Consider the following 16,799-nt stretch of genomic DNA (forward strand, 5'->3'; position numbering starts at 1 on the left):
GGGATCTACGGGTAGGTGGAGGCCGAGCGCCCCCACGCGGCGGGGCCGCATATGTCACCGCCCCGCGCCCCTGAAAAGCGACCGGGGCTGCGCCCCGTGCTGTGCAGGGGGAGGGCGGGCCGCAGGCCCGACCCTCCAGGGGCGCGGGGAACTGCGCGATCAGCCCCCACCCACCCGCACCCGGCAACGCACCGGTGGCCCGACGACGCGCCCCCGGCGGCCGCCGTGTCGCGGGGGAGCCGGTCAGCCGCCGCCCTGGGTGGCCGTGGCCCGCAGGGCGATCCGGTGTTCACCCGCGTACACGTTCATGGAGGCTCCCCGTAGGAAGCCGACGAGGGTCAGCCCCGTCTCGGCGGCCAGGTCCACCGCCAGTGACGACGGCGCCGACACCGCCGCCAGGACCGGGATCCCGGCCATCACCGCCTTCTGCGCCAGCTCGAAGGAGGCCCGCCCCGACACCAGCAGCACGGCCCGCGACAGGGGCAGCGACCCGTTCTGGAGCGCCCGCCCGATCAGCTTGTCCACCGCGTTGTGCCGGCCCACGTCCTCCCGTACGTCGAGCAGCTCGCCGTCCTCGGTGAACAGGGCCGCCGCGTGCAGGCCCCCGGTCCGGTCGAAGACCCGCTGGGCCGCGCGGAGCCGGTCGGGGAGGCCGGCGAGGAGGTCGGGGTCGAGGCGGACCGGGGGAGCGTCACCGCCGTGCGTGTCGTCTATGGGCCAGCGGGCCGTCGTACGGACGGCGTCCAGGGACGCCTTGCCGCACAGCCCGCAGGAGGACGTGGTGTAGACGTTGCGTTCGAGGGTGATGTCCGGGATCACCACCCCGGAGGTCGTCCGCACGTCCACCACGTTGTACGTGTTGGAGCCGTCGGCGGTGGCGCCCGCGCAGTAGACGATGTTCTGCAGGTCGGACCGCTCGGCGAGGACGCCCTCGCTGACCAGGAACCCGGCGGCGAGCGCGAAGTCGTCGCCGGGGGTGCGCATGGTGATCGCGAGGGGCTTGCCGCCCAGGCGGATCTCCAGTGGCTCCTCGGCGACGAGCGTGTCCGGGCGCGTGGAGACCGCCCCGTCCCGGATGCGGATCACCTTGCGTCGTTCCGTGACTCGTCCCATGTCCTGCCCCTGTCCCGACCGGTGCCGATCAGTCCCGGTTCTGTACGTGCTGGTAGCCGAAGCGGCCCTTGATGCACAGATTGCCGTGGGTCACCGGGTTGTCGTGCGGCGAGGTGACCTTCACGATCTCATTGTCCTGCACGTGGAGTGTGAGGTTGCAGCCCACTCCCGCAGTAGGCGCACACCGTGGTCGTCTCCGTCTGCGCCGACTCGTCCCAGGTGCCGGCCGCCCGCATGTCGAACTCCGACTTGAAGGACAGCGCACCCGTCGGGCACACCTCGATGCAGTTCCCGCAGTACATACGGCCGCGCACAGGTCCGCCGCACCGGACGCCGCGCACGCCAGGTCCGTGCACACATGGAGCACGGTCGCGGGGCGCGGCCGGACCGAGAACATCGCGTAGAACGTGGCCACGCCGTACGCCTCCGCCGGCGGCACCGTCAGCCGCCGACACAAGTAGTCCAGCGCGCCCTCGCTGATCCAGCCGACCCGGTCGTTGATCGCGTGCAACCCCGGCAGCAGCAGGTCACGGCGGTCCCGGGCCTCCCGGCCGCCCCGCGCCCACCGCAGGTCGGCGGCGCGCATCTCGTCGCGGGCCGCGCCTTCCCAGGAGGACTCCGGCGGTCCGAGCAGCGCGTCGACGGCCGCCCTCTCCTCGTCGGTGGGTTTGCTGTCGCCGAAGCGCAGGTCCACTTGCGTCACCTCACGACGGTCGCGACGGGCAGCTTCTCGATCCGGATCGCCGACGCCTTGAACTCCGCCGTCCCCGCGATCGGGCAGTTCGCCTCGATCGTCAGCTGGTTGGTGTCCACCTCGTCGGGAAAGTGCATGGTCATGAAGGCGAGCCCGGGCCGCAGCGCCAGATCGATCCAGACGGGCGCCACCACCGACCCGCGCCGCGAGGACACCCGGACCTCCTCGCCGACCACGACGCCGTAGCGCTCGGCGTCCTCCGGGCACAGCTCGATGTACTCCCCGCGCCGCGGCGGCGAGGCGAAACCGCCGCTCTGCACACCGGTGTTGTACGAGTCGAGCCGTCGCCCGGTGGTCAGCCGGATCGGATACTCCTCGTCCGTCAGGTCGACCGGCGGATCCCAGCCGGCCTGCCGGAAGGGCTCGTCGCGGGAGTCGCGGACGAGGGGGTGGGTGAGCCGGGTGTAGGTCTTCGGGCCGCGGTCGCGTTTCCTCATCGGCCTTCCCCTGAGGTCATGCCGCGCTCCCCGGAGGTCATGCCGCGCTCCTGAGCGCGAGCAGGTCCGAGATGGCGTGGACGGTGCGGAGTGTGGGCACGTCGACGCCGCCGATGTCCGCCAACTCGACGACGGCGGCGAGGAGTACGTCGAGTTCCAGCGGTCTGCCGCGTTCCAGGTCCTGGAGGGTGGAGGTGCGGTGGTCGCCGACGCGTTCGGCGCCGGCCATGCGCCGCTCGATGGACACGCCAACCTCGCAGCCGAGGGCCTCGGCGACGGCGAGCGTCTCGGCCATCACGGTCTCGATGACCTCGCGGGTGCCGCCGCGCCGGCACTCCCCCAGAGGGGGCACCCCCAGCCGCATGGTCGCGCGGGCCAGGGCGCTGATCGGGTTGAACGAGATGTTGCCGAGCAGCTTGACCCAGATGTCGCCGGGGATGTCCGGTTCCACCGGGCACTTCGGCCCGCCCGCCACCATGGCCTCGCCGAACGCCCGGCAGCGCGCCGAGACGCTGCGGTCGGGCTCGCCGATGGAGAACCGGGTGCCTTCCAAGTGCCGTACGACGCCCGGCCCTTCGAGTTCGGCCGCGGCGTAGACGACACATCCGACGGCCCGTTCGGGCGCGAGCACCGCGCTGACCGCGCCGCCCGGGTCCACGCTCTCCACGCGGTGGCCGTCGTGCGGGCCGCCGTGCCGGTGGAAGTACCACCAGGGGATGCCGCTCTGGGCGGCGACCACCGCCGTGGTGTCGTGCAGCAGGGGCTCGATCAGCGGCCCGCACGCCGCGTACGAGTGGGCCTTGAGGCCGAGGAAGACGAAGTCGACCGGGCCGATCTCGGCCGGGTCGCCGGTGGCGTGGGCGCGGGCGGTGAAGTCGCCGTGCGGGCTGAGCACACGCACCCCGTCCCGCCTCATGGCCGCCAGATGCGGTCCACGGGCGACGAGATGCACATCGGCGCCCGAGCGGTGGAGCGCGGCGCCGATATAGGCGCCGATCGCACCGGCGCCGAGAACTGCGACTTTCATGGCGGGGGAGCTCCGTTCGGTCGAGGGATACCGCGGAGATGACGCACTGACGAAATCTGTCGACGATATATTGTCTACAGTATGGAAGTTCGGCCAGCAAGGGGTTGTGCGACGACGGGAACCGACCGTCGGCCGGGCGCGCTCGCTCGGCTTTGGTCTAGGACATGTCCATGTCCTAGGGTTCCCGGGCGAGAACGATCAACGGGGTGAACGAATGCGCGTGACAAGGGCCTTGGCGGCCGCGGTGGCCGCCGGTGCGATGGTCGTGTCCCTGGCCGGATGCGACGACAAGGAGCAGGTCGGCACGAGCCCGGTCGGCAGGGAGCGGGCCGGTGAGGGCCGAGCCGGTGAGGACCGGGCCGGTGAGGACCGGGCCGGCGAGGACCGGGCCGGCGAGGAAGAGGCCGGGAGCGGTGACGAGGAGTCCGTCGTGACCGGGCAGCGCAACGGAGGTGCCACGAGTGACCTGCCGGGCGGGCTGACCACGCGGCAGAAGCTCATGCTCGACAACCTCCCGGAGTCCGGGTCGGTCATGGCGGCCGGTGAGTACCTTCAGCGGTTCACGACCTGCGAGCAGTACAGCATCGATCCGGCCGACACCCGCTACTACCCCATGGACGAGGAGTTCGACGAGAGCTGGGGCGTGCGCTTCCGCGGCACCTGCAACGACGCGGGCGACAGCTACATCCGTGTCTTCTGGACCGGGACGGACGGCATGAAGACCCTCCAGGAGGCCTACCGCGCCGACATCGCCGAGCGGATCAAGAAGTCACCGAGCGCGGGCATCGACGGTGGCTTCGCCATCGGCAGGGACTTCGCCGTGATCGCGCCGGACCCCGACACCGTGCGGCAGCTGTCCTCGTCGTTCCTGCTGGTCCTCAACTGCAACCCGAACTTCGAGCCCGTCGGCGACATGAGCACCGCGCCCGCGCAGGTGGACGGGTGTGTGCTGACGGACGACTTCACCGACTGAGCTGTCCCGCACGACCGTTCGGCGCGCGTCGCATACCGTTCATCGCATACGGTCGACGCGCCGCCTTCTCAACTCTCCTGTCACTCCCTACCGTCCGGGATCATGAGTCCCCCCGTCGCGCCCGTGGGCTGGAGCCGCTGGCTCGTTCCCCCCGCCGCCCTCTCGGTCCATCTCTCCATCGGACAGGCCTACGCCTGGAGCGTGTTCAAGCCGCCGCTCGAATCCGCGCTCGGCCTCAGCGGCACGCAGAGTGCGCTGCCCTTCCAACTCGGCATCGTCATGCTGGGGCTGTCCGCCGCGTTCGGCGGGACGCTCGTCGAGCGCAACGGGCCTCGCTGGGCCATGACCGTGGCCCTGATCTGCTTCTCCTCCGGTTTCCTGATCGCCTCCCTGGGTGCGGCCACCGAGCAGTACTGGCTGATCGTCTTCGGCTACGGCTTCGTCGGCGGCATCGGCCTCGGCATCGGCTACATCTCGCCCGTCTCCACCTTGATCAAGTGGTTCCCGGACAGGCCCGGCATGGCCACCGGCATCGCCATCATGGGCTTCGGCGGCGGCGCGCTGATCGCCTCGCCGTGGTCCGCGCAGATGCTGGAGTCCTTCGGCGCCGACTCCTCCGGGATCGCCGTCGCCTTCCTCGTCCACGGACTGTCGTACGCCGTGTTCATGACCCTCGGGGTGCTGCTCGTGCGGGTGCCGCGCGGCGAGAAGCCCGTCCACAGCGGGCCGAGCGCCTTCGAGGGCCCGCAGGTCTCGGCCCGCGACGCCATCCGCACCCCGCAGTTCTGGTGCCTGTGGGTCATCCTCTGCATGAACGTGTCCGCGGGCATCGGCATCCTGGAGAAGGCCGCCCCGATGATCACGGACTTCTTCGCCGAGTCCTCCACCCCGGTCTCGGTCGGCGCGGCGGCCGGCTTCGTGGCGCTCCTGTCGGCGGCCAACATGGCGGGCCGCATCACCTGGTCGTCGACCTCCGACCTGATCGGACGCAAGAACATCTACCGCGTCTACCTCGGCGTCGGCGCCCTGATGTACCTGCTCATCGCGCAGTTCGGCGACTCCTCCAAGCCGCTGTTCATCGTCTGCGCCCTGGTGATCCTCTCCTTCTACGGCGGCGGCTTCGCCACGATCCCCGCCTATCTGAAGGACCTCTTCGGCACCTACCAGGTCGGCGCCATCCACGGCCGGCTGCTCACCGCCTGGTCCACCGCCGGTGTCCTCGGTCCGCTGATCGTCAACTGGATCGCCGACCGCCAGGAGGAGGCGGGCAAGAGTGGCCCCGACCTCTACGGCACGTCCTTCTTCATCATGATCGGCCTGCTCGTCGTCGGCTTCGTCGCCAACGAACTGGTCCGGCCCGTCCACCCCCGCTTCCACATCCCCGCCCCGAGGGAGGCCGCCGATGTCGTCCAGCGACAGCAGCCCGAATCAGCCTGACCGGCGCCCACTGATCGCCTTCGCCTGGCTGTGGGTGGGCGTACCGCTCGCCTACGGACTGTACGAACTCGTACGAAAGGCCACGCAACTGTTCACCGCATAACCGCTCGGTCGAGTACGTGGATGTCCAGAGGTCTGACAGAAGCCCACAACATGGGTTCGTCTTTACTGTCGCCTCACTCGCCCCCCTACCCGTGGGTCACTGCGCAGACTGGTGAATCCCGCTGACCACAGGCTATGAGGGGGAACACCCATGATCGGCTCGCGCATCGCCGCCGTCGGCCACTACCAGCCCGCCAAGGTGCTCACCAACAAGGACCTGGCGGGCATGGTCGACACCAGTGACGAGTGGATCACGACCCGTGTGGGCATCCGCACCCGGCACATCGCAGGCCCCGACGAACCCGTCGACGAGCTGGCCGGGCACGCCGCCGCCAAGGCGCTCGCGACGGCCGGTCTCGCCGCCGCCGACATCGACCTCGTGGTGGTCGCCACCTCCACGGCCGTCGACCGCTCCCCGAACATGGCCGCCCGGGTCGCCCGCCGGCTCGGCATCCCCTCCCCGGCCGCGATGGACGTCAACGTCGTCTGCGCCGGCTTCACCCACGCCCTCGCCACCGCCGACCACGCCGTCCGCGCGGGCGGGGCCACCCGGGCGCTCGTCATCGGTGCCGACAAGATGTCCGAGGTGACGGACTGGACCGACCGTACGACCTGTGTGCTGGTCGGGGACGGCGCGGGCGCGGCGGTCGTCGAGGCGGCCGACCCCGCCGCCGGGGCGCCCGGCATCGGGCCGGTGCTGTGGGGCTCGGTGCCCGAGATGGGGCACGCGGTACGGATCGAGGGGACGCCCGCGCGGTTCGCTCAGGAGGGGCAGAGCGTCTACCGCTGGGCCACCACCAAGCTGCCGCCCATCGCCCGCGCCGCCTGCGAGAAGGCCGGGCTCGCCCCCGCCGACCTCGCCGCGGTCGTCCTGCACCAGGCCAACCTGCGCATCATCGAGCCCCTCGCGGAGAAGATCGGCGCCGTCAACGCCGTCGTCGCACGGGACGTCACCGAGTCCGGCAACACCTCGGCCGCGAGCATCCCGCTCGCCTTCTCCAAGCTCGTCGAACGCGGCGAGATCTCCAGCGGCGACCCCGTGCTGCTGTTCGGCTTCGGCGGAAACCTGTCGTACGCCGGACAGGTCGTCCGCTGCCCCTGAGCACCGCCCTGGTGGTGATGTGACGAGACAGACGCGTCAACTCCCTGGCCCATGGGGCTCGTAGACTGTAGACGAAAGACAATCCATACTGGCTGTTGACTTCGACTTTCCAGTACGGGCCGTCGACTTTCCGTGTGCAGTACACCCAGTGGTGCTCTGGAGGGGGACCCGATGTTGTCGACAGGACTGCCGCACGGGGCCGTGCCCAAGCTCGAACGTCCCGGCCCGCTGCGCGACCGCGTCTACGAAGCCCTGCTCGAACTGATCACCACCCGCGCCCTGCGCCCCGGCCAGCACCTGGTCGAGAGTGAACTCGCCGGCCACCTCGGGGTGTCCCGGCAGCCGGTCCGCGAGGCCCTCCAGCGGCTGAACACCGAGGGCTGGGTCGACCTGAGGCCCGCGCAGGGCGCGTTCGTGCACGAGCCGACGGAGGAGGAGGCCGACCAACTCCTCACCGTCCGGACCCTGTTGGAGGCGGAGGCGGCCCGCCTCGCCGCGGCGAACGCCGGTACGGCGGGGATCACGGCGCTGGAGGAACTCTGCGCGGAGGGAGAGCGGGCCGTCGACGCGGACGACGTGGACGCCGCCGTCGCGATGAACGCCCGCTTCCACGCGAAGGTCATGGAACTCGCCGGCAACACGGTCCTCGCCGAACTCGCCGCCCAGGTCGACCGCCGCGTCCGCTGGTACTACACGCCGGTCGCCCGGCAGCGAGGCCACCAGTCCTGGATCGAACACCGGGCACTGATCGAGGCGATCTCGGCCCGCGACGAGCAGCGGGCGACGGAGGTCATGCGGGCGCACACGGAGCACACCCGCAAGACGTACCACGAGCGCCCTCGGCCGTAGCGCCGGGTCAGGACTCCGTCCCCGACAGGTCGAAGGTGGCTGTGCCGCGATGACTGAGGGCCACGAGGGCGTCGGGGCCGTCGAAGGCGACGTCGACGACTTCGCCGTGGAGATCGATCTCGGCGAGCGACCGGCTGTCGATGCCGCTCAAGGTCGGGCTACCGAATGCCCGGGATGCCATGGACAGTGCCACGGGGAGCAGGAACCAGGCGAACGGCTCACTGGGGATCAGCAGGAACCAGCCGCAGAAGGCCAGGAGATTGAGCACGCGGTTGATCCAGTGCCATGTGTGGATCGCCCGCAGGTCGGCGACGTGCACGGCGGATCCCTGGACCCATGCGAGCCTCGCACCTCGACGGATCGGGTGGGCGGCCGCGAGCTGCCCCGGGACGGCGAAGGCCAGGGTCTTGGACGGCAGGGCCCGCGGCTGTGGAGCCACCCCGAGGGACATCATGGTGTCCAGTCCGTCCTTGCCGGTGACGAGGGTGAGCGAGGTACGTCCCGCGTCGACCAGAAGGCACTTCCGCACGGCCCCCCTGCGCTGCTCGACAATGCCGGCCAAAGCCTCTGCGTTGGGACTCCAGAGATGCTCGCGCAACGCCTTGTTGAGGTTGAAGGGATAGGCGGCGCCATAAGGTGTCCAGCCGCACGAGAAGCCGGTCGGGGACGGGTCCTTCTCCCAGCGAAGCACCCAGAGATTACGTGAGGGCTTCGTGCCGAGAGAGGTGCGCGTCACCGTCGAGTCGTCCGCGCAACTGACGACGCACGGCCGTCCCCGGACGATTCCGAGGGACACGGACAGGACCCTGTTCTGGTGGGCGGGGACCGTCATGGAGGACCATTCCGGGTTCTCATCGAGGGTGAAGACACGGACGGACCCTGATTGCTCACCTGCGGCCACCAGGAGCTTCTGGCCCTGGCACCGGGCTGCGAGGGCCGAGACGACCGAGTCGCACGAGCCTATGGGTGTGTCCGTTCCGTTCCTCAGGTCGAGGGCGAACACCTTGTCGTCTGAGCTCATGACGAGCAGCGCGGTTACGTGATGGGTCACACAGGCGGTGTACTCGGGCTCGTACGGTGCGCGGTGCCGGGCCACCACCTGCCCGTCGGAGCAGTCCCGCAGGACGATGTGGCCGGGGTGAACGACGACCACGACCCGGCGGCCGTCGAGTTCCGTGGTGTGAACGGCGATCGGTTCACTGAGCTGTTCCGTTTCCCGGCTCACTCGGGCACCTCCGGAAAGTCCCAGATCCGTACGGCGCCGGAACGCTGTCCGGCCGCTATCACCACCTGGCCGTGGCGCAGTTCCACGACGCGCACCTGGCTCACGGCCGAGCGCACGTCGTAGAAGTCGGAGACCGAGATGCCCGGCCGCGTCAGCGAGAAGAGTTCCAGTGGCTGGTCGCAGTAGTCGTGGCCCGCGATCGCGAACGTGTCGCTGCCCCTTGTCCACACATCGACGTCCCGGACGGACTCGGGGCTCCTTCGGAGCAGCTGCGGTGCACGATCCGGATGGACCCGGAAGATCGTGTGATTGTCCTTGCCGACCAGGAACTGCGGGGGATTTGTTCGGGGGATGACCTGAATGCCCCTGGCGTAGCCGCTGCCCCCTGAACACAGCTCGCTGCGGCCGGTCTCCAGATCGATGAGCTGGACGCCGTTCCAGGCGCTCACGACGGCCCGGGGTCTTCCCTCGACCGGGGTGACGACGACGGTCGCGTTGCTTCTCATGAAATCGCATGCGCTGTTCATGGGGAGAGAGGGGAGCGGGGCCGCCCCCAGAACGTCGAAGCGGTGCAGGGCACCTTCGTCGGTCATGCAGAACAACCGCAGCTCGCCCACGACTTCGGCGAACACCACCGCACTCGTCTCACTGTCCGAGGCCGCATGGCCGACGGGCCAGCCGCCGAGTGCCCGGTTGCCCCCGAACACATCCCAGAGGTGGACCCTCGTCGCGCTGCTCGTGGCCATGAAGACCCGGCCGTTCCCGACCGCCGTGTCCAGGCCGGTGATGTGCTTGTCCCCGGTGATCGTGCCGGTGATGACCGGACGGTTGGCGTCGACGTTCCACACCTCGATCTCGCCGGCGTCGGACGCGATCGCCAGGTGCTGGTCGCCGGCGTACCGGAACGCCGACATGCGGGTGACCTCGCCGGAGAGCTTGGTGAGGGTGTAGCCACTGCGGCGGGGGCGCATGTCGACCCAGCGGGCCTTCCAGGGTGAGGCGGCGGACACGGGGGACATACGGGACCGGAGCGTGCGGGCCCTGTGGGTGCGGACCGCCAGGTCGAGCGCGGCCGGCCACAGCACCGGCGCGGAACGGCGGAAGTCCGCTGCTGCCTGCCGGTAGGCGTTGATCGCCGCCCGGACCTCCGACATGTCCCGGTCGGTGGGGAGCCGGTGACCGTCCAGCGCCCCGAGGAGCCGGTGCGGGATCGCGCCGAGCAGGTAGCCCGGGTCGAGCATCAGCTCGTCGAGGACCTGGTGCCCACCGGCCTTGGCGATGTGCGTGGCCAGGTAGGCGCGGGTGTAGAAGCCGGCCCGCTCCCAGTCGCGGGTTCCGTCGGCGCGGACCGGGGTGTGGTCGACGAGGAAGTCGACGAAGTGCCGGTGAACCGCCCGGGGATCTGACACATGGCGCAGATGCTCGGCGAGGGACAGATGGTGGGGCTGGTAGACGTCGTGCCCCTGGTCCGTCGACCTGACCGCGTAACTTCCCACGTACTCGCGCAGCCAGAGCACATCGGCATAGTCGTAGGTCCGCTCCGCCATCCGCCCGGCGAGACCCGCCCAGATGTCCTCGTCCGGCGAGCCGTTGCCCTCCGCGAAGGCCAACGGGCGCAGCAGGTCGAAGGCGCGCTCGGCCTGCTCCCGGCCGAGGCGCTCGGCCTGCTCCCGGTCGAGTTGTTCGGCCTGTTCCCGGTCGACTTGTTCGGCCTGTTCCCGGTCGAGTCGTTCAGCCCGTTCCTGGCGGATCCGCCGGTAATGTTCCCGGGTGAATCGCTCGGTCAGGTCCCGCTCCAGGATCTCTCCCGGTAACCGCGGCAGTTCGGCGTCCCAGCCCGGGTGCAGGTCGGGAGGTTCCGCACGGCCCGCGAGCATCTGGGCCAGCAGGCGGCCCACCAGGAAGGACGGTCCGGCCACTCGCGCGATGTCCTCGGCCACCTGGGACACCGTCTCCGCGGGCACCTGCCGGAACGGGCTCGCCTCGGTCGCCTGGAGCAGCACGTGCTCGACGTGGCTCCGCATGCCCTCCGGATCGGCGAAGTCGCCGTCCAGGTCGACCTCGTCGCACAAGTCGCTCAGCTCGGCGGCCGGTTCGGTACGTATTCCGAGCAGCAGGCGTGCCGAACCGTCCAGGAGCAGTGGCTTCAACACCGAGTCGACCAGCAGCTTCGGCTCGTCGGCCTCGTCGACGGCGTCGATGAGGACGACGGGGGTGGACGTCCCCGCCCGGCGGGTGGCGTGGGCGAGGGCGTCGCTGATCACTTCCGCGCTCAACCCGGCCGCGTAGATCACCGCGCTGAAGCTGTCCGGGGGCGGCAGCGCATCCGCGTCGACACCGACCCGCTCCTTGGGTACGTGCGAGTGGTGGCGAGGGTCGGCCAGGGACGCGATCAGGCCCAGGACGGCCGTCTTCCCGGAACCCGGGGCTCCCGCGACGACGAGTCCCGGCCGGTTTCCCGCAGGGTCGGTCAGCCATGTCACGATCCGGCGGAGTGCCTCCTGCCTTCCCGTGAAGTCCCAGGTGACGCTGTCCGTCCGGACCGAAGCCCTGGCCTTCGGCAGGAAGTGCCCCGTGAACGCCTCGCGTTGTCGCTCGGCCGAGGCCCGCTCCTGCTCGATCCGCTCGTGCCCGGCCAGGGCCCTGAGGCTCTGTGCCGCTACGTTCTCCCCGCCCCTCCCGTTGTACACGGTGGCGTGGTGGATGTCGCCCCCGGCGACGATGGCACCGGCGCCCTCGGCGATCAGCGCGTGTGGGCGGGACCGGCCCCACCCAAGGTCCCGCCACCGACGCAAGCCGCGGCGCCTCATGAAGCCGTCGCTCTGTCCATGCCGGTTTCGTATACCCATCCGAGGAGTCGTACAAAGCAAACCGCCCTGGCCTGGGCTGATTTACGGCTCTGTGATCATGCGGGTCCGAGATGCGGCGGTAACTGAACGCTTCTTTGTCCTGTGAGTGGAGAAAGTTGGCGTCAATCTGTGTGCAACTTCTTCCCAGCCGTGGTGACCGCTGCTACGTTCCCTGCGAAAGCAAGCCACACTGAGGTGGCCGGAACCCAGCGCGACACAGGCCGGTTGAGGCGGGGAGGGGCTCGTGAGACGGATGACGGCTCGTCCCGCGAACGCGCATCAGGCACGGCTGCTGAAGCTGTTGCGGGACGGCGGACCCCACTCCCGCGCGCAGCTCGGTGACCGGGTCGATCTCTCCCGGTCGAAGCTGGCCGTCGAGGTGGACCGGCTGCTGGAGACGGGCCTGGTCGTGGCCGACGGACTCGCCGCCTCGCGTGGCGGCCGGCGCTCGCACAACATCCGGCTCGCCCCCCAACTCCGGTTCCTCGGCGTCGACATCGGCGCGACCTCGATCGACGTCGCCGTCACCAACGCCGAGTTGGAGATCCTCGGTCACATCAACCAGCCCATGGACGTCCGGGACGGCCCCGTCGCCGTCTTCGAGCAGGTCCTCTCCATGGCCGCCAAGCTGAGGGCCTCGGGGCTCGCGGAAGGGTTCGACGGCGCCGGCATCGGCGTCCCCGGACCGGTCCGCTTCCCCGAGGGCGTCCCGGTGGCCCCGCCGATCATGCCCGGCTGGGACGGGTTCCCGGTGCGCGAGGCACTCAGCCAGGAACTCGGCTGCCCGGTGATGGTCGACAACGACGTGAACCTGATGGCGATGGGGGAGCAGCACGCGGGCGTGGCCCGTTCCGTGGGTGACTTCCTCTGCGTCAAGATCGGCACCGGCATCGGCTGCGGCATCGTCGCCGGCGGCGAGGTCCACCGCGGTACGACGGGCAGCGCCGGCGACATCGGCCACATCCTCGCCGTACCGGACGGCCGCCCCTGCGCCTGCGGCAACCGGGGCTGCCTGGAGGCCCACTTCAGCGGCGCCGCGCTCGCCCGCGACGCCAAGGAGGCCGCCCAGCAGGGCCTCTCGGTGGAGCTGGCCTCCCGGTTGGAGACCAACGGCACCCTGACCGCCGTCGACGTCGCCGCCGCGGCCGCCGCCGGTGACGCCACCGCCCTCGACCTGATACGCGAGGGCGGCAACCGCACCGGCCAGGTCATCGCCGGACTCGTCAGCTTCTTCAACCCCGGCCTGGTGGTGATCGGCGGTGGGGTGACCGGCCTCGGCCACACCCTCCTCGCCGCCATCCGCACCCAGGTCTACCGCCAGTCCCTGCCCCTCGCGACAGGCAACCTGCCCATCGTGCTCGGGGAGTTGGGGCCCACCGCCGGAGTCATCGGCGCGGCCCGCCTCATCAGCGACCACCTGTTCTCACCCGCGTAACCGCTCCGTACGGAGCGATCACCAGCACAGCGCCCTGCTCGGCCCTGCCCCACCCTGCTCTGCTCTGCCCTGCCCGAACGCGCCTGCCCCGCAGGCTGATTCGCCCTGCAACCGGCCCGCACGCCCGCCAAGGGGAACTCATGGCACCAGAATTACCGCTGCTCACCATGTCCGGCATCACCAAGTCGTTCCCCGGCGTCCGGGCCCTCGACGGCGTCGACCTCGACGTGCAGGCGGGGGAGGTCCACTGCCTGCTCGGTCAGAACGGGGCCGGCAAGTCCACCCTGATCAAGGTGCTCGCGGGCGCCCACCAGCCCGACGGCGGCACCATCGGCTGGCGGGGGGAGCCCGTCACCCTCAAGTCGCCCATCGCCGCCATGCGGTTGGGCATCGCGACCATCTACCAGGAACTGGATCTGGTGGAGCACCTCTCCGTGGCCGAGAACGTGCATCTGGGGCACGAGCCGACGACCGCCGGATTCGTCGTCCGGGGCAAGGCGGCACGCGCCTCGACCGCCGCTCTGCTGAAACGCCTCGGGCATCCCGAGATCGATCCGGCGCGGCTCGTCGGTGAACTCTCCGCCGCCCAGCAGCAGATCGTCTCCATGGCGCGGGCGCTCTCCCACGACGTACGCCTCATCGTGATGGACGAGCCGTCCGCCGCCCTCGACCCCGACGAGGTCGACAACCTGTTCAGGATCGTGGGGGACCTGACCGCCGACGGGGTCGCCGTCGTCTACATCTCGCACCGGCTGGAGGAGATCCGCCGGATCGGCGACCGGGTGACCGTACTGAAGGACGGCCGGGCCGTGGCCGGCGGACTGCCCGCGAAGTCGACGCCGACCCGCGAGGTCGTGGCGCTGATGACCGGACGGAACGTCGAGTACGTCTTCCCGGACCGGCCGCCCGCCCCGCCGCCGGAGGCCACCACACCCGTCCTGGAGGTGCGGGGGCTCGCCCGTGACGGGGAGTTCGAGGCCCTCGACCTCGACGTCCGGCCCGGGGAGATCGTGGGCCTCGCCGGACTCGTCGGCTCAGGCCGCTCCGAGATCCTGGAGACGATCTACGGCGCCCGCAGGCCCTCCGCGGGGGAGGTCCGCGTCGACGGACGGCCGCTGCGGACCGGCAGCGTACGGGCCGCCGTACGCGCCGGCCTCGGACTCGCCCCCGAGGAACGCAAGGCGCAGGCGCTTCTGATGCTGGAGTCGGTCACCCGAAACGTGTCGGTGTCGACGATGTCCCGCTTCGCCCGCGTCGGGTGGATCGACCGGGGCGCCGAGTACCGGGCCGCCCGCGCCGCGACCCGCGAACTGTCCCTGCGCCCCGACAACCCCGCCGTGCCGGTGCGCACCCTCTCGGGCGGCAACCAGCAGAAGGCGGTCCTCGCCCGCTGGCTGCTGCGCGGCTGCCGGGTGCTGCTGCTGGACGAGCCGACCCGGGGCGTCGACGTGGGCGCCCGCGCCGAGCTGTACGCGGTGGTGCGGCGCCTCGCCGACGAGGGCCTCGCCGTGCTGCTGGTCTCCAGCGAGGTGCCCGAAGTCCTCGGCCTCGCCGACCGCGTGCTCGTCCTGCGCGAGGGCCGGGTCGTGCACACCGCGCCCGCCCGTGAACTCGACGAACACCGCGTCCTCGACCTCGTGATGGAAGGAAGCCCCGTGGCAAGTGCAGCCAGTCCCGCCGGCGCGGCCGGCCCGGCGACCGGCGAAGGGAGGCCGGCGTCATGACGCGGCCCGTGTCCCCGCCCCGCGACGGCACCGACAAGGTGACGCAGGTCGCCGAACCGCCCGCCTGGCGCACCGTCCTCTTCCGCGCCGACGTCCGCACCCTCTCCCTCGTCGGCGTCCTCGCCGCACTGATCGTCATCGGCGGCCTCACCAAGCCCGACGAGTTCCTCGACACCCGCAACCTGCAACTCGTCCTCACCCAGGCCTCCGTGATCGGTGTCGTCACCGTCGGCATGACCTTCGTCATCACCTCCGGCGGCATCGACCTGTCGGTGGGCGCGATCGTCGCCCTGGCCTCCGTGTGGGCCACCACCGTCGCCACCCAGGAGTACGGCTTCGCCGGGATCCTCTTCACCGCGGTGATCGTCGGCGTCGGATGCGGCATGGTGAACGGGCTGCTCATCGCGTACGGCGGGATGGTCCCCTTCATCGCCACCCTCGCCATGCTCGCCTCCGCCCGCGGACTCGCCCTCCAGATCACCGACGGCAAGACCCAGATCGTCGAGGTGCAGGGCGTCCTCGACCTCGGCGAGCGCGACGCGTACGTCCTCGGCATCCCGCCCCTGGTCCTGGTCTTCGCGGTCGTGACCGTCATCGGCTGGCTCGTGCTGAACCGCACGACGTTCGGCCGGCGCACCGTCGCCGTCGGCGGCAACGCGGAGGCCGCCCGGCTCGCGGGCATCGACGTCCGCCGCCAGCGCCTCTACCTCTATCTGCTCTCCGGGCTGTGCTGCGGCATCGCCGCGTTCCTGCTGATCGTGCTGTCCGGCTCGGGCCAGAACACCAACGGCAACCTCTACGAACTCGACGCCATCGCCGCCGCGATCATCGGCGGAACCCTGCTCACCGGCGGCCGGGGCACCATCACCGGCTCCGTGCTGGGCGTCCTGATCTTCACCACGATCACCAACATCTTCGCGCTGAACAACCTCCAGAGCGACGTCCAGCAGATCGCCAAGGGCGCGATCATCGTCGCCGCGGTCCTCGTCCAGCGACGCACGGCCAGCACGACCTGACCCACCGAAGAGTCCCCACCGGAAAGGTCCACCGCCATGCCACAGTTCCCCAGCCGCAGAGGACTGCTCTTCGGGACCGCCGCCGTCTCGGCCGGCACCCTCCTCGTCGGCTGCACCAGCAACGACACCGGCGACAAGGCGGCCGCCGACAAGCAGCCCGCCGCCGACGACAAGCCCGGCAAGGAAGTGACCATCGGCTTCGCCGGCCCCCAGGCCGACCACGGCTGGCTCAACGCGATCAACGACAACGCCAAGAGCCGCGCCGAGCGGTACGAGGACGTCACCCTGGAGATCACCGAGGGCTCCAACGACACCGCCCAGCAGATCGGGCAGATCGAGACCCTCATCAACAAGAAGGTCGACGTCCTGGTGGTCCTGCCCGCCGACGGCAAGGCCCTCACCCAGGTCGGCCTCAAGGCCATGCGGGCCGGCATCCCCGTCGTCAACCTCGACCGGATCTTCAACTCCCCGCAGGCGTACCGCTGCTGGATCGGCGGCGACAACTACGGCATGGGCCTCAACGCCGGGCACTACATCGGCGAGAAGCTCAAGGACAAGTCCGACGCCCGCGTCATCGAACTCGCCGGCCTCGACAACCTGGAGCTGACCAAGCAGCGCACCCAGGGCTTCGACGACGCCCTGAAGAACTACCCCAACATCAAGAAGGTCGCCCGCCAGGCCGCCGAGTTCACCGTGGAGTCCGGGCAGGCCAAGATGGCCCAGCTCCTCCAGGCCCAGTCGAAGTTCGACGCCCTG

At 70.5% G+C, this 16,799-nt stretch carries 13 protein-coding genes and 3 pseudogenes; 9 read left to right on the forward strand and 7 right to left on the reverse strand.

Annotated features, from left to right (window positions below):
• Positions 1-243: 243 nt before the first annotated feature.
• The 5 genes and pseudogenes from fdhD to AOK23_RS22280 all read right to left on the reverse strand — a co-directional run bounded on the left by fdhD (position 244) and on the right by AOK23_RS22280 (position 3,331).
• A complete protein-coding gene (fdhD, locus tag AOK23_RS22270) occupies positions 244-1,113 on the reverse strand; it encodes a formate dehydrogenase accessory sulfurtransferase FdhD (protein ID WP_055714452.1) in 870 nt (289 codons plus the stop codon).
• Between the two features lie 28 nt (positions 1,114-1,141).
• Positions 1,142-1,415: pseudogene (locus AOK23_RS45310) on the reverse strand (4Fe-4S binding protein); the annotation flags it as partial.
• Positions 1,415-1,807: pseudogene (locus AOK23_RS45315) on the reverse strand (NADH-quinone oxidoreductase subunit NuoE family protein); the annotation flags it as partial. The pseudogenes AOK23_RS45310 and AOK23_RS45315, both read right to left, overlap by 1 nt.
• Before the next feature lie 5 nt (positions 1,808-1,812).
• Positions 1,813-2,211, reverse strand: a pseudogene (locus AOK23_RS22275) (molybdopterin dinucleotide binding domain-containing protein); the annotation flags it as partial.
• Between the two features lie 130 nt (positions 2,212-2,341).
• Positions 2,342-3,331 carry a 2-dehydropantoate 2-reductase gene (locus AOK23_RS22280; protein ID WP_055714454.1) on the reverse strand — a complete coding sequence of 330 codons (990 nt, stop codon included), beginning with the start codon at positions 3,329-3,331 and terminating at the stop codon, positions 2,342-2,344.
• Between the two features lie 220 nt (positions 3,332-3,551).
• On the opposite strand from AOK23_RS22280, the gene AOK23_RS22285 reads away from it, so the two are divergent.
• The 5 genes from AOK23_RS22285 to AOK23_RS22300 all read left to right on the forward strand — a co-directional run bounded on the left by AOK23_RS22285 (position 3,552) and on the right by AOK23_RS22300 (position 7,794).
• Positions 3,552-4,304 (forward strand): hypothetical protein, encoded by a 753-nt coding sequence (locus AOK23_RS22285; RefSeq protein ID WP_157878117.1) that lies wholly within the window; start codon positions 3,552-3,554, stop codon positions 4,302-4,304.
• A gap of 102 nt (positions 4,305-4,406) precedes the next feature.
• Positions 4,407-5,741, forward strand: a complete 1,335-nt coding sequence (locus tag AOK23_RS22290) for an OFA family MFS transporter (RefSeq protein WP_055714456.1) — start codon at positions 4,407-4,409, stop codon at positions 5,739-5,741.
• Complete coding sequence (locus AOK23_RS51965; RefSeq protein ID WP_420823730.1) at positions 5,707-5,844, forward strand: MFS transporter small subunit; 138 nt, start codon at positions 5,707-5,709, stop codon at positions 5,842-5,844. The genes AOK23_RS22290 and AOK23_RS51965 overlap by 35 nt, the downstream gene beginning before the upstream one ends.
• Before the next feature lie 150 nt (positions 5,845-5,994).
• Positions 5,995-6,945 carry a beta-ketoacyl-ACP synthase III gene (locus AOK23_RS22295; protein WP_055714457.1) on the forward strand — a complete coding sequence of 317 codons (951 nt, stop codon included), beginning with the start codon at positions 5,995-5,997 and terminating at the stop codon, positions 6,943-6,945.
• Between the two features lie 171 nt (positions 6,946-7,116).
• Entirely contained in the window at positions 7,117-7,794 is a 678-nt protein-coding gene (locus AOK23_RS22300) for a GntR family transcriptional regulator (protein ID WP_055714458.1), read from the forward strand.
• Positions 7,795-7,801: 7 nt separating this feature from the next.
• Here AOK23_RS22300 and AOK23_RS22305 read toward each other — a convergent pair whose 3' ends face one another.
• The gene (locus AOK23_RS22305) at positions 7,802-9,019 is read right to left on the reverse strand and encodes a WD40 repeat domain-containing protein (protein WP_055714459.1); all 1,218 of its coding nucleotides are present in this window, start codon (positions 9,017-9,019) and stop codon (positions 7,802-7,804) included.
• Positions 9,016-11,814 carry a hypothetical protein gene (locus AOK23_RS22310; protein WP_055714460.1) on the reverse strand — a complete coding sequence of 933 codons (2,799 nt, stop codon included), beginning with the start codon at positions 11,812-11,814 and terminating at the stop codon, positions 9,016-9,018. The genes AOK23_RS22305 and AOK23_RS22310 overlap by 4 nt, the downstream gene beginning before the upstream one ends.
• Positions 11,815-12,121: 307 nt before the next feature.
• On the opposite strand from AOK23_RS22310, the gene AOK23_RS22315 reads away from it, so the two are divergent.
• The 4 genes from AOK23_RS22315 to AOK23_RS22330 all read left to right on the forward strand — a co-directional run.
• Entirely contained in the window at positions 12,122-13,303 is a 1,182-nt protein-coding gene (locus AOK23_RS22315) for an ROK family transcriptional regulator (protein ID WP_055714461.1), read from the forward strand.
• A 140-nt stretch (positions 13,304-13,443) separates the two neighbouring features.
• Complete coding sequence (locus AOK23_RS22320) at positions 13,444-15,027, forward strand: sugar ABC transporter ATP-binding protein (RefSeq protein WP_055714462.1); 1,584 nt, start codon at positions 13,444-13,446, stop codon at positions 15,025-15,027.
• Complete coding sequence (locus AOK23_RS22325; protein ID WP_055714463.1) at positions 15,024-16,043, forward strand: ABC transporter permease; 1,020 nt, start codon at positions 15,024-15,026, stop codon at positions 16,041-16,043. Before AOK23_RS22320 ends, AOK23_RS22325 begins: the two co-directional genes overlap by 4 nt.
• Positions 16,044-16,079: 36 nt before the next feature.
• Positions 16,080-16,799: substrate-binding domain-containing protein (locus AOK23_RS22330; protein WP_055714464.1), on the forward strand; the 720-nt coding region annotated here is incomplete at its 3' end.

The organism is Streptomyces torulosus, assembly GCF_001419765.1.
Classification (GTDB): domain Bacteria; phylum Actinomycetota; class Actinomycetes; order Streptomycetales; family Streptomycetaceae; genus Streptomyces; species Streptomyces torulosus.